General features: G+C 58.2%; 11 protein-coding genes and 3 pseudogenes. 5 read left to right on the forward strand and 9 right to left on the reverse strand.

What is annotated here, in order from left to right; all coding sequences use genetic code 11:
• Positions 1-30: 30 nt before the first annotated feature.
• From ACA079_RS12775 to ACA079_RS12795, 5 genes are all read right to left on the reverse strand, one after another.
• Positions 31-1,287: an FAD-dependent oxidoreductase gene (locus ACA079_RS12775; RefSeq protein WP_497703763.1), complete on the reverse strand. Its 1,257-nt coding sequence runs from the start codon at positions 1,285-1,287 to the stop codon at positions 31-33.
• Positions 1,284-1,520: a (2Fe-2S)-binding protein gene (locus tag ACA079_RS12780; protein ID WP_008157207.1), complete on the reverse strand. Its 237-nt coding sequence runs from the start codon at positions 1,518-1,520 to the stop codon at positions 1,284-1,286. The genes ACA079_RS12775 and ACA079_RS12780 overlap by 4 nt, the downstream gene beginning before the upstream one ends.
• Complete coding sequence (locus ACA079_RS12785) at positions 1,513-2,628, reverse strand: NAD(P)/FAD-dependent oxidoreductase (protein WP_497703764.1); 1,116 nt, start codon at positions 2,626-2,628, stop codon at positions 1,513-1,515. Before ACA079_RS12785 ends, ACA079_RS12780 begins: the two co-directional genes overlap by 8 nt.
• Positions 2,625-3,557, reverse strand: coding sequence for a 4-hydroxyproline epimerase (locus ACA079_RS12790; RefSeq protein ID WP_497703765.1), 933 nt, complete (start codon positions 3,555-3,557; stop codon positions 2,625-2,627). The genes ACA079_RS12785 and ACA079_RS12790 overlap by 4 nt, the downstream gene beginning before the upstream one ends.
• Positions 3,558-3,671: 114 nt before the next feature.
• Entirely contained in the window at positions 3,672-4,343 is a 672-nt protein-coding gene (locus ACA079_RS12795) for a GntR family transcriptional regulator (RefSeq protein ID WP_174553771.1), read from the reverse strand.
• Positions 4,344-4,520: 177 nt separating this feature from the next.
• Here ACA079_RS12795 and ACA079_RS12800 point away from each other — a divergent pair, with 177 nt between their 5' ends.
• Complete coding sequence (locus ACA079_RS12800) at positions 4,521-5,327, forward strand: hypothetical protein (RefSeq protein ID WP_497704319.1); 807 nt, start codon at positions 4,521-4,523, stop codon at positions 5,325-5,327.
• 39 nt (positions 5,328-5,366) lie between these two features.
• Here the strand turns inward: ACA079_RS12800 and ACA079_RS12805 are convergent, their stop codons facing one another.
• The gene (locus ACA079_RS12805; protein WP_497703766.1) at positions 5,367-6,107 is read right to left on the reverse strand and encodes a hypothetical protein; all 741 of its coding nucleotides are present in this window, start codon (positions 6,105-6,107) and stop codon (positions 5,367-5,369) included.
• Between the two features lie 320 nt (positions 6,108-6,427).
• Entirely contained in the window at positions 6,428-7,795 is a 1,368-nt protein-coding gene (locus ACA079_RS12810) for a M15 family metallopeptidase (protein WP_497703767.1), read from the reverse strand.
• A gap of 717 nt (positions 7,796-8,512) precedes the next feature.
• Here ACA079_RS12810 and ACA079_RS12815 point away from each other — a divergent pair.
• From ACA079_RS12815 to ACA079_RS12825, 3 genes are all read left to right on the forward strand, one after another.
• On the forward strand, positions 8,513-9,979 hold the full coding sequence (locus tag ACA079_RS12815) for a DUF6861 domain-containing protein (protein ID WP_497703768.1): 1,467 nt from the start codon (positions 8,513-8,515) through the stop codon (positions 9,977-9,979).
• An 8-nt stretch (positions 9,980-9,987) separates the two neighbouring features.
• Positions 9,988-10,302 carry a hypothetical protein gene (locus ACA079_RS12820; protein WP_497703769.1) on the forward strand — a complete coding sequence of 105 codons (315 nt, stop codon included), beginning with the start codon at positions 9,988-9,990 and terminating at the stop codon, positions 10,300-10,302.
• A gap of 291 nt (positions 10,303-10,593) precedes the next feature.
• Positions 10,594-10,905: a hypothetical protein gene (locus tag ACA079_RS12825; RefSeq protein WP_497649276.1), complete on the forward strand. Its 312-nt coding sequence runs from the start codon at positions 10,594-10,596 to the stop codon at positions 10,903-10,905.
• Between the two features lie 206 nt (positions 10,906-11,111).
• Here ACA079_RS12825 and ACA079_RS12830 read toward each other — a convergent pair.
• Positions 11,112-11,270 (reverse strand): annotated as a pseudogene (locus ACA079_RS12830) (IS30 family transposase); the annotation flags it as partial.
• A gap of 23 nt (positions 11,271-11,293) precedes the next feature.
• Positions 11,294-12,046: pseudogene (gene tnpC / locus ACA079_RS12835) on the reverse strand (IS66 family transposase); the annotation flags it as partial.
• A gap of 2 nt (positions 12,047-12,048) precedes the next feature.
• On the opposite strand from tnpC, the pseudogene ACA079_RS12840 reads away from it, so the two are divergent.
• Positions 12,049-12,138, forward strand: a pseudogene (locus ACA079_RS12840) (transposase domain-containing protein); the annotation flags it as partial.
• Between the last annotated feature and the right edge of the window lie 242 nt (positions 12,139-12,380).

Consider the following 12,380-nt stretch of genomic DNA (forward strand, 5'->3'; position numbering starts at 1 on the left):
GCGACGGACCCGAAAGCCCCGGGCCGGCATTCAGGCCGGCGGGGTGTCGTCCAGGCACAACAAGGTCTCGATCCGCGCCGGACTGAACGGCGGGCGTGGTGCCGAAGGTTGCCAGCCGAACAGGTGCTGCAACGCGCCGCCACATACCCGGCCCTGGCAGGCGCCCATGCCGCAGCGGCTGGCCAGTTTGGCCTCGCGCCAGTCAGTGTGCCCGGCAAGCAAGCCGTAAGGCACGTCTTCGCAACGGCACACCAGGGTGTCGGGTTGTGCCAGCGACTTGAGTTGCGGATCGAGGGTGAAGGCTTTGTTGAGGGCGTTGGCGAAACCCTGCCAGCGCGCACGGCGCGGCCACAATGCTCGGGCCGAATCAAGGTCACCGACCGCGGCGTGGCCGGCGATGGAGCCTTCGACCAATGCCAGTTCACTGCCACCGAAACCGGTGCATTCACCCGCCGCGTAGTGATCGGCGCGGCGAGTGGTCTGCCAGGCATCGACGGCGATCGCCTGATCTTCAAGTTCGCAGCCGAGGGCCTGGCCGAGTTGGGTATTGGGGATCAGACCGAAACCGCAAGCCAGGCGATCACATTCCAGTTCGACGATTTTTCCTTGCTGTTGCAGGCGCACACCTTCCAGTCGCTCATTGCCCAGAGCGGCCAGTACATAAGTCCCGGTGCGGTAGTGGCGGTCGAACAACGTGACCGACTGCATCAGCTTGTTGGGCCAGCGTGGCAGTTGCGCGGCGAAACCGGCGACGGCGGCCGCGCAGGCCTGCTCGGCGATGCGCAGCACCCGGGCGCCGTTGTGTTTTGCGGTGGCGGCGCTGGCCAGCAATAACGGTCCGCTGCCGGCAATCACAACGCGTTCGTCCTGCACCGGCAGACCGCCCTTGATCAATGCCTGGAGGCCGCCAACTCCCGTCACGCCGGGCAGCGTCCAGCCGGGGAAGGGCAGGAGCAACTCGCGGGCGCCGGTACACAGAATCAGTTTGTCGTAGCCGATCACCCAGCCTCGATCGGCGTCTTCGACCAGCAGTTGTTTCGGTCCGGCGCAGGCAATCACCCGAGTGCCGGAGTGGCGGCGGATGTTGCTGCACGCCTCCAGCCGATCACGCATCTGACGTGCCGGGTTCGGCAGCTTGGCCTGAGGCCCATCACGCCAGATTTGCCCGCCCGGCAGCGGGTTGTCATCGAGCAGGACAATGCGCGCACCGCTTGGCGCCGCAGCGAGCGCGGCGGCCATGCCGGCGGGACCGGCGCCGATGATCAGCAGGTCGGCGTATTCGCTCATGCTTGAGTCTCCACGTGCATGCCGTCACGGCACAGCGTCTGGCACGCCAGGCGCCGACGACCGTCGATGGTCACCCGGCATTCCTGGCAAATACCCATGCCGCACAACGGCGCGCGGCGTTGGCCACTGACCGATGTGCGCGTGCAGCCATCGCCGCTCAGGGCCAGTGCTGCGGCGACACTGGTGCCCTCGGCAACCCGCAGGGCACGTCCGTCCAGCATCAATTCAGGCATAAACGGGCTCTCCGAGAAAACGTTGCGGCAGATACGGTTGCGCGGCCAGTGGCGGCGTTTCGTCGAACAGCTGCGCGACCAGCAGGTCGGCGGTGCCGGGGGCGGTCGTCACGCCGAGGCCCTCGTGACCAACCGCCAGCCATAAACCTTTGCGTTGTGGATGCTGACCCACCAGCGGCAAGCCGTCGGGGCTGGCAGCGCGAAAACCGGTCCAGGCGCGGATGCCGTTGAGCTGAGCCAGACCCGGCATGTAATCGGTGGCACGCCGGAGCATTTTCGCCAGCATCCAGCCCTCGACCTGCGGGTCAGTGGTGCCGAATTGTCGCGAAGCACCGATGAACAATTGCCCGGTCGGCCGGGGCTGAATATTGCACGCCGTCGATGGGCCAGTGGCGTTGTGGGCACTGGTGACGTAACCGAGTTCCACCAGGGTGTGGGTGACCTTGCCGGGGTAGCGGTCGGTGATCAGCAAGTGGCCTTTCTTTGGCTCGATCGGCAACTCCGGGCACAGCTCGTTGGCCTGGACGCCGTTGGCCAGAATCACCGCTTCGGCGCTCAGCCAGTGGCCGTCGTCGAGTCGCACGCGGTTGCCATCGATTTCGCTGACCCGTGCCCGGCGTTGGCTGATGTTCCGTGTGTCGAGCATCCAGTTGGCCGTCGCCGGAGCATAAAGAATGCCGTCGCCATTAATCAGCAGTCCGCCTTCCAGGTCCTCGCGCAATTCGGGTTCGCGTTGGTGCAAGGCACTGTTGGAGATCAATTCGCAAGCCACGCCTTGGGCCTGCAAATTCAGGTATTTGCTGTGGGCGACGGCCATTTCTTCGGTATTGGCGGCCAGCCAGAGGGTGCCATTGCAACGGTAGGCGCAGGCGTCGGGAAGGGCTGGTGCCAGTTCGCGCCAGCGTTGCAGGGAATATTGACTGAGGGCCAGTTCGGCCGGGTTGTCGTCGAGGACCAACAAGTGGCCCATGCCCGCCGCCGTGGCGCCGGGCAGGCCTGCGTCCAGCACCAGCACGCGCAAGCCGCGCCCCGCCAACGCCTGGGCACAAGCGGCGCCGATGATGCCGGCGCCGATCACGATCACATCAGCCACCAGGCCCTCGTTCACGGACGAATGCCCCAAGCGAACGGGTCGTCCTGCTCGATGATCAGGCTGGCTTCGGCGCTGATAAACGCGCGGCCGCGAATGGTCGGCACAATGCGCTCGCCCTGAAGTTCGTAGGAACCTTCGAACTCGCTGCCGATGACACTGGCCTGACGCCAGATCTGTCCCGGCTGCAATTTGTCGTCGGCCGCCAGGCACGCCAGTTTGGCGCTGGTGCCAGTGCCGCAGGGCGAGCGGTCGTAGGCCTTGCCGGGGCAGAGGACGAAGTTGCGGCTGTCGGCCTGCTCGTCATCGGCGAACAGCTCGACATGGTCGATCAAGCCGCCGTCTTCGCCGCGGATCCCCTGAGCCTCCAGTGCTTGCTGCACGGCGAAGGTGTAGGCGGTCAGCGTATCGAGGTTATCGCCGGCAATGCGCAGGCCGTGCTCGGCAATCAGGAAAAACCAGTTCCCACCCCAGGCAACATCGCCAGTCACTTGACCGATACCCGGCACCTGCAGTGACAGCGCTTTGCGGTAACGGTAAGCCGGTACGTTGCGCACGCTGACCGAATGATCTTCGTGCAGCGTCGCCTGCACCGTGCCCACCGGGGTTTCGATGCTGTGCACCCCAGGGCCGATCTTGCCCAGATGCGCCAGCGAGGCCACCAGGCCGATGGTGCCGTGGCCGCACATGCCGAGGTAACCGCTGTTGTTGAAGAAAATCACGCCGGCACAGGCGCTCGGGTCCACCGGCTCACACAGCAGGGCGCCGACCAGCACGTCACTGCCCCGTGGTTCCAGCACGCAGGCAGCGCGCCATTGATCATGCTGTTCGGCCAGCCGCTGTCGACGCTCGGCCATGCTGCCGTTGCCCAGGTCAGGAAAACCGGCGGTCACCAGGCGGGTCGGTTCGCCGCCGGTGTGGGAGTCGATCACGGTGATGCGTTTCATAAGTTGGCCACGCCCGTTCAGATGAGTGAACGAAAGAGTGGCCTGTGCGGGGGCTTGCCGGCTTGATGGTTTTATCCAGTGCCGATGACGAAATCGGCACAGTGCGGCGAGCTGTCAGTGGTGGTGAGGCAGGTGCTCGAACAGGGTCTTGCAGACCCCGGCAATGTGCTCGTCGAGCAACTTCACCGCCAGGTCCACGTCACCGGCGCGGCAGGCCGCAAGGATTTCCCGGTGTTCGTGATCGGCGCGTTCCTTGCCGGCCGACAGGCTCATCTGCATGCGCAGGTAGCGCTCCAGCTTGTCGTTGACCGAGCGAATCAGACCGACCAGAAACGGTCGTTGCGCCGGTTCGTAGAGGCAAGCGTGCAGTTCCCAGTTGAGTTCGGCCCAGCGTCCCACGTCATCTTCGCCGATGAACTCCTGGCAGATGCGCTCGGCGCGAGCAAAGGTCTCTTCGGTCATGTTCGGAATGGCCAGGCGCAGCACCTTGTCTTCGAGCAGCATGCGCACTTCGAACATCTGCGCCAGTTCTGCATCGGAAACCCGGGTAACCATCGCCCCGCGATTGCGCTGGAACATCACCAAACCTTCGGCCTCCAGGCGCTTGAGGGCTTCGCGCACCGGAATCTTGCTGACGTTGAACTGGCGGGCGATATCGTCCTGGCGAATCGGCTCGTCCTCGGCGAAATGCCCGGCGACGATGGCGTCACGCAGATGACGGGTGATGATTTCCGACGTCGAAGGCGAATTGCCAAGGTCGGGAGCGTTGAGTTTTGTCAGGGCCACAGTCGTGATCGTTAGGATGGAATTGCAGATATGGTATACGAATTTTCCCTGGGTGTTCCTTCGGCGATGGCCTTCCCGATCCGATGGCAACTGCTACGCTATTTTCTGGCAGCGCTCGAGTCGTCCATGGCCATTGAGGTGGCGGGCGACAGGCGGTTACCTGCAAGGAGGCAGGCTGTGGTGATCAAGCACATTGGCAATGCAAGTGCAGACATCGTTCCCGAACCTCTCGCTCGGGAAGAGGTGGAGCGAGTGCTCGCGCAGTTATTGGCCAGCCCGTTGTTCGCCAAGTCACGGCGGATGGGCAGCCTGCTGCGCTTTCTGGTCGAGTACGACCTCCAGTTCTCGGACATCCCCCTTACCGAGCACGCCATCGGCATCGCGGTGTTTCGCCGTGATCCGGCGGTCTATTGCACCGGCGATGATCCGGTGGTGCGGGTGCAGATAGGCCGATTGCGGCGCAAGCTCGCCAGTCATTACGCCACGTTTGGCCAGCAGGATCCGGTGCGTCTGAGCATACCGGCCGGCTGTTATCGGCTGGCGTACCAGCGGCAAAGACCCAAGGCGACCGGCACGCGCCATCCTGTCCTGCAACTCCAGCCGTTTACCTGCATCACCCGCGACGGCGACGACTTTACCCAGGGCTTGTGTGAAGAGTTGAGTTGCCGGCTGTTCGAGTCGTTTGAACAGACGCAAACGCCTGCGAACCATGTGCTGATGAAGGTGCCACGCAGTAGCGTAAAAGCACCGGATCTGGGGCGGGTCAGGCGCGGCAGCTATTCCCTGGAGGGCAGCGTGCGGGTGGAGCCGGCCCGCGTCCGGACCTCGGTACGTTTGATTGATGTCGCTCAGGGCCGCATTCGCTGGTCAGCGCAGTTTGATCGCAATCGACCTTATGGCATTGCCACTCAGGAAGATCTGGCCGAGTCCATCTGCCGGTCGTTGACCGGATATTTCGCCAGGGGTGGCAACGACGACGCCTGAGGAACAGGGGCAACGCGAGGTTGCCCCTGGGTGTGGCGGTTATATGGTTTTCCATTCACCGCCTTCGTAGAGACGAGCTGCATCATTGGTGAAGGTCAGGTCGATTTCGATGGCCTTGGAGCGCGAGGTGCTGAACATGGTGCTGGTCTGCACGTTCTGTTCGAACCACACGAGAATGGTCTCGACAGGGGTCAGAACGGTATTGCCGGTGACCACCTGGTTGACGGCCACGTAGATGGGCGTACTGACCTGATTGCCATCGATACCGGTGGACAACTGGTTGATCCCCGGGTGAATGGGCGCGTAGTTATTCACCAGCGTGAAGGACACGTTAGGTCCGCCCGTCACTGCCGGACCCAGCAGGCCGGAGTCGGCGAGTATCGACGTTTGTCCCAACCCGATGTTGACGATGTTGGTTGAGACTTTGACTTGCACGTTGTCCTTGAACACGTTGGAGGCGAACAGCTGGTACTGAGGAGTCCAGCTGAACTCATTGTTGCTGAGGTACTTGTCATAGGACTGCCAGACCACGTTGTAGTCTTCGCTACCCACCTTCTTGGCAAAGCACAGCTTGTAGCCGGACTTTTTGAGCTGGGTCAGATCGCCGGCGGCGATCTCGATCGTGACCGTTTTTTGAATAGCTGCCAGGGTCGACCTCAACACCTTGCCGTAGTCGGCAGGGCTCAGGGCCTTGGTGGCGCCCAGTATCGACTTGACGGCTTCTTGCACGTCATCCTGGAGTTGCTGGCTGTGTTGGCTGACAGCGACTGATTTGCTCATGGTTTCCCTCTTCCTTGGTGGTGTGTTGGGCAATCAATGGGCAGCGGGCATCGAATCGACAAGGGATCAGGCAGCACCCGTGACACGTCTTCCATGCCTCCACCGGCGGAGGCGGGCGGTGCCGGTGATGTGTCACAACCCTGTAAGCACATTGACGGCTTCACGGTAGGCGGGTCGCGCAGTGCGGCGAAGTGTCTTGGCGTTACAGCAAGGAGGGTTATTGGCACCGGTGCAGATCAGGAAGTAACAACCTGCGTAACGGTGTTGTATCAATCGGGGCTGACGTCTGCCAGCCATCGCGCAGGTGGACGTCGACGCTATCAACGTTCGGGCACGTTCCAGCTCTCGCGGATTTGCTCATATTCCGCCTCGGGCATTTGAACCAGCAGAGGGGACTGGCGAGGATCCAGCCAATTGAACAAGCGAGAAATATCCGCTTGATCCATGGCGGTGCAACCCAGCGTCGGGGAGGTGGGGCCGCGCCAGATGTGGAAGAAAATGCATGAGCCCGAGGCGGGGGACGCCGGCGTGTTGTGCTCGATGAAAATGCCTTTTCGATACATGTCGTCGTCGCGACGCATACGTTCTGAACTGTTCCAGTCTTTCGAAACCGTCGCTCCATCGACAAGCTCGTTGTAGCGTACGGAGTGGCTGTCATCCACGCATTCGATAGTCGGGGTTAGCGCCAGGTAAGGCAGTCTGGTGTCGGCCGTGCTGTCGTAGCCAAACGCCGTCCCAAGTTTGAACACCCCGGCAGGCGCTTTTCCATCGCCTTCACGTTTGACCGGACCTTCGCGTTGCTCAACGCCGTTCAGACCCTTGCCCCACGCCAGCCCGCTCTTGCCGACCATCACCGGAAACGGCGATTCGTATTTTCGAAAGGTGTTTCCCTGCCGTTCATAGCGCTGGGCCGTGCCCTGGATGTCAGTCCAGTTTTTTGTGGTGACCACAATGAGCTGATTGGCGGTGTCGAGAACGTCGCGTGCACCCAGCGGCGTGATGGGGAAGTCCATGACGTTCTTCGGCGAACCTTCGCCGCTGTACGTGAAGTGCCACCATTCCTTGGAATACCCGGTAAATCCTTCTTTCTCCATGGCCCTGCTGAGCTTCTGGCGATTGTCCCGGGCCGCAGCGCTGATCGTCGGGTTGTCGGTATGCGCTCGTTCATCGAAGCAATCGAAACCGGTACCCATGTCGAGTGCGCCGTCGCGCCAACGCTGGCCATAAGGGGCCGTGCAATCGACTTGCCCGGCTGAAGGCGTCCAGGTATCGGCGGGCAGGGCATCCGGACCGGTCAGTGTCAGATCCACAGTTGAGCCTTTGGAGTGGTTCGACACCCGGGCCACATAACCCAGGCGCCAGAAGTCCTGCTTGTCCACGCGCGGATAAAACTCAGCCTTGCGTGGATCACCCGGCTCTGTCGCAAAGCGCCCCATGTCGGCAACGGCACGGCTGGGCCGATAACAGTCAAACACCTTCAAACCGTAACCCTGCGCTTTCAATGCCGTTTGTACCCGAGCGAGGGCCTTGGCGGCGTCCAGCGATAACAGGCATTGCGCCGCGTGGTAACCGTCGAGTGGGTGCCCGGTGAAGTTGTGAGCGCTGGCATAGCGAATGTCTTGCTCAATGCCCGGATCAATCGTACGCAGATACACCATGTTCTCGGGGCGTGTCTCTGCAGCGGCCATGCCGGGCGCGACAATGCTCAGGCACAGGATCCATTGCAGACAGGTCCGCGTGAGCCTGTTTTGCAGGCGAACTGGGAATGGCGTCGAGAAGGACGGAGGTTTGATTGGGCATAAAGGGCGCATGCGATACCTACAAAGATTCTGGTTTCTAAACCAGATCATGCAATGACACGAGTCGGTGACAGTATCAATGCGCGACCCGCTGCACCAGCTGCGCGCTCCCTCCTTTCGTATGCGTCCGGGCATCACGTCTTGCGTGATTAAACCGGTTGTCACTTATGTAGAAGCAACTGCTCGATTTCACTCCCCCGCTGTGTGGGCAGGCGCGTGAGGACACCCTTTGGCATGTGCGTATCGAACAGATCGTCTATGCGCGCTTTACGTACACCGCTTTATAAGAGCAGCCGACATTAGGCGCTCACCAGCGGATCACGATCATCCGCCCAATTCCCCCTTTCGAGGAAATTCAAAAGAAAACGTGCGCATCAGAACAGCCTTGAACCCCTGCCGCACAGGGATTGCGAGCATTTGAGCAGTAAGTAAATACCCATAATGCCTGTTTGACATCATTGCCTTTGTAACGCCGATGAGAAAAATAGCCCCCGTTTGAAAATGTTTTCGAGCATTTGCGGTCATAAATGGGCAACCCTGCCAGTACCCGGCCGAGCTTTCAACAAGTGTGGCAGCCCCGCCTCCTTTCAAGGACGTCACGAGTAAATGGATCTTTTAACCAACCTGCCCAGCTGGGACGACATCGAACGAAATTTCGACCAGAAATTCAATGCGTTGAATGAGGGCGTTGATGACGGCTTCCAAAGCGCCCACGACGGCTGGAACGGCTTTACCCGCCGCGTCAGCAACGGCGCCACTCAAGCCTACGGGTACGTGGGCGGGCATCGGATCGATAACGTCCGCCACGCGATGGCCCTATCTGCCCCCATCATGCAGATGAACATCAGCCGCAAATGGGCATCGATCAATATCAACGAAATTCTGCCGGTGTTGCTCAAACTGTTGCAGGAAGTTGTGATGATCGTGGGCGGTAGCGTGACGATCGGCGCCGCTCTGGGTGGAGCGGTCGGCTCGCTTGCCTTTGGTGCTGGCGCAGTGCCTGGCGCAGCAATCGGCGCCGGTGTCGGATTGCAGGTCGGTAACTTGATCATGGCAGCGCTGGGGTTGTACGCCATCACCGGTTATTTCTCGGCGGGAATAGGGCCCTGCCTATCAACGATATTTGAAGGTCTCCGTACCGCGTGGCGAGCGGAAGACGGCTTGAAAAATCCAGGCCTCGACCCGACTGGCGGTTCAGCGGCGATGATCCAGGAACGCAAAGAACGCGCAGCCAGACAGTTGGCCCAAGGGCAAGAGCAATTGGTGTTGCTGTTACTGACGGCGATTGTCACCTATCTCACCCGAGGGCAGATGAAAGCGGGGGTGGTCAACAGCCTGGAAAGTATCGCGACGAGAAGTGCCAAGCTTCGATCAGAGATTTCCAACAAGCCGTTCGCTGTATGGCTCACGAAAAACGAAAAACTACTTTTGGAGCATCCGGAGCTACAGATTAGGGGAGTGACCTCGCTGGAGAGGCTTGCGAAGGAAAAGGAGATGCGTGAGTTCTATGCTCAGCAGGATCCGAAATTCGTGGCAGTCGAAAAACAGCGAGAGCTTGCTAAAACATTCAAGCCGGTAGGATTGAGTGACCAGCAAGTCGATGACTATTTGCTTAGCGCAGAGGGGCAGAAATACTCAGCTAAACTAATTGCAGCAGACCCGACACTGACTGATGAAGCGCTTTACAACAGGGCTCTTAATCAGATCGCCTCAGGAAGCACTGTGCCAGTAACAACTCGTATGTCAACGCCGCTGGTGAAGATCGTACCTCAGGGCGCAGAAGGAATTTCCGACTACTCGCCTTTTTTCACCACCATGGATGAGTTAAAGGCTGCAGCTAGAAGTGATAAAACTTTAGCCGATTCGCTCGGCCTACCAGTCCTCAGTGAAGACGCTAGATATTCAATTTTTGAAATCACACCACTCGGGCCTACCGATGTTTTTGTTAGTAAGGTCGCGCCAACGGTAGAGTTCGGAGGTAAAATCACAAGAACTGGGGAAGCGGCGCAGTATTTAGTACCTAACAGAAATGAGTGGTCATCTGCTAAACTCATCGGCGAAATCGATAATTAGGAATGGGTATGAATATTCTAGCTTTAAAACAGAGCGCTATTGATCTTCGTGAGAAATTGGATTTTTACAAAGACAAAGAGCCGGCCGCGCTAGCCTTATATCAACAGCTTGAACATTTAATATCAGCAGCTGAACGTGGAATGATCAAAGAAAAAATGCAAGCGAGAGACATTCCTGGATACCGTACCTTTGTCGAGTCAAATTTAGAGCAATACTCTGATCTTTCGAAAGCCTATAATAATTTCTTTATTGAGCTGAATGATGGCAGAAACTCAGAGGCCTTCAAGATGTTACAAGAGATGTTAAGAAAAAGCAGATTATAAGAATGCTTGAATCGTTTGCGTGCCTTGCCGCGACTGCTACAGCCAGTATGATATTTGGGATCAGCCAACTGTCTCGAAACAGCGACTAACGGTGATCTTGCGTCTTGAATGATGTATCGCTGGCAAAGGAAACGATTCCCCCAGCATCGCCATTTCTCTTACCTCGGGCACCGCAGATGCAAACGACCGACCTGCAGTATCTCGACAACCAATCTTGGCTATTCGCTTCCCACGCTCACATCGGGCAAAAGCCGCAAAACTCATTGTCGAAATCGACAATTAGGAATGCATATGGATACGTCATTATTGAAGCAAGCAGCTCTGGATTTACGTAAAAAGCTTGAATTTTACAAGTTGACAGATCTCTCCGTACTAGCTCTGCACATACAGATGGAACCTTTAATTTCAGCAGACGAAAATGAGATGATTCAGGAAAAACTCGAACCTCGAGACATCCCAGGCTATCGGCTGTTCGCTGATACAGATCTGCAACAATATGACGATCTCTCGAAAGCCTATAGCAAGTTCTATGTTGAAATTACCGACGGTAGGAATACGAAGGCATACAAGATTATCCAACAGATGCTAGACAAGGCACCTTGATTTGGCAAAATAAAACGACCTACCGGCGTCTTGCATCTTGAATGATCGGTCGCTGGCACAGGTACCGTACCGGTGCCTTCCCCCAAAAAAATGTGGTAGTCATTTTTGATTTGTTATTTATCCCCTGTTTCCGAGCCAACCATTAGACCTTCCCGGCGCTGTTCGATGAGGCATGGCGGTTGCAAGAGTTGAGCGCAACACGGCTGTTGAACTGAAGTGGGAGTCGCATGATGCATGTCCATCACCTCTGTAATGACTTCAATTGGACATTTATAACCGAAGCGTTTACGAGGGCGAATATTCATTTGGTAGGAGATGGCGTCCAACGCTTCCTGGCTGTGTACCGACAAGTCCGTACCCTTGGGCCACTACTGTAAATTAACGGGCATTACAGGTCGCGCAACGGCAACCAGTTATGCGGCAACAACTCGGCGATCTCACTGGCTCGCTGCGTCGGCAGACGAGTGAGAACGTCCTTCAAGTAAGCATACGGATCATGCCCATTCAGCCGCGCTGACTGGATCAAGCTCATGATCGCTGCCGCCCGTTTTCCGCTGCGTAACGACCCTGCGAAGAGCCAGTTCTTGCGACCAAGAGCCCATGGCCTGATTTGATTTTCGGCCCAGTTGTTGTCTATGGGCACGGCCCCGTCATCGAGGTAGCACGACAGCGCTGCCCAGCGTTTCAGGCTGTAATCGAGTGCTCTGCTGATGGCTGAGCCTTCGGGCACGAGTTCACGCTGGGCGATCATCCAAGCATGCAACATATTCATCACCGGTGCTGCTTTTTCTTGCCGTATTCGGCGCCGTAAATCCGGCTCCAGGTCGCGGACTTCACTCTCGATTTCGTACAACAACTGGATATAGCGCAGTGCTTGCTCAGCAAGCGTGCTTTTATTGGTAGCGTGCAGCTCGAAGAATTTGCGCCGTGCATGGGCCATGCACCCGATTTCGGTAACGCCAAGTTCGAAGCTGGCTTTGTAACCACCAAAATCATCACAGACCAACTTGCCTTTCCAGTCTTGCAGGAAGTTGCGAGCATGCTCTCCGGCGCGGCTGGGGCTGAAGTCATAAACCACCGCTGCCACATCCGAGAACTGGCTGGTGGCGTAGGCCCAAATATAGGAACGGTGGGTTTTCTTTGTTCTACCTCAAGGATGTTCTGACGCGGCTGCCGACCCAGAAAGCCTCTGGGATCAAGCAACTTCTGCCTCATCAGTGGGTGCCGGCCTGACTCCCAACGGTGAGTTGGACGTATGGTTACACCCCCCTTCTTACAGGCTGGGGTCATACGAGTTGAGCACTGCATCCCACCGCATTTCATGGTCTTCGACCGCAACATTCCATTCGCAACCAGACACCGAGATACGAATCTCCGATAAGCACTTACACCAATGTTGTACGCCAACCCATGATGCGTCTTCTTGGTTATCAGGGAGCTTAGTGGAGCCCGAGAGCACGAGACCCTTCTTTAGA

The organism is Pseudomonas sp. LBUM1645, from assembly GCF_059716185.1.

Excerpts from the sequence above, each read along its gene's own strand:
- ACA079_RS12775 (WP_497703763.1), bottom strand. The coding sequence starts at position 1,287 with ATGAGCGAATACGCCGACCTGCTGATCATCGGCGCCGGTCCCGCCGGC.
- ACA079_RS12780 (WP_008157207.1), bottom strand. The coding sequence starts at position 1,520 with ATGCCTGAATTGATGCTGGACGGACGTGCCCTGCGGGTTGCCGAGGGC.
- ACA079_RS12790 (WP_497703765.1), bottom strand. The coding sequence starts at position 3,557 with ATGAAACGCATCACCGTGATCGACTCCCACACCGGCGGCGAACCGACC.
- ACA079_RS12805 (WP_497703766.1), bottom strand. The coding sequence starts at position 6,107 with ATGAGCAAATCAGTCGCTGTCAGCCAACACAGCCAGCAACTCCAGGAT.
- ACA079_RS12810 (WP_497703767.1), bottom strand. The coding sequence starts at position 7,795 with ATGGCCGCTGCAGAGACACGCCCCGAGAACATGGTGTATCTGCGTACG.
- ACA079_RS12815 (WP_497703768.1), top strand. The coding sequence starts at position 8,513 with ATGGATCTTTTAACCAACCTGCCCAGCTGGGACGACATCGAACGAAAT.
- ACA079_RS12820 (WP_497703769.1), top strand. The coding sequence starts at position 9,988 with ATGAATATTCTAGCTTTAAAACAGAGCGCTATTGATCTTCGTGAGAAA.
- ACA079_RS12825 (WP_497649276.1), top strand. The coding sequence starts at position 10,594 with ATGGATACGTCATTATTGAAGCAAGCAGCTCTGGATTTACGTAAAAAG.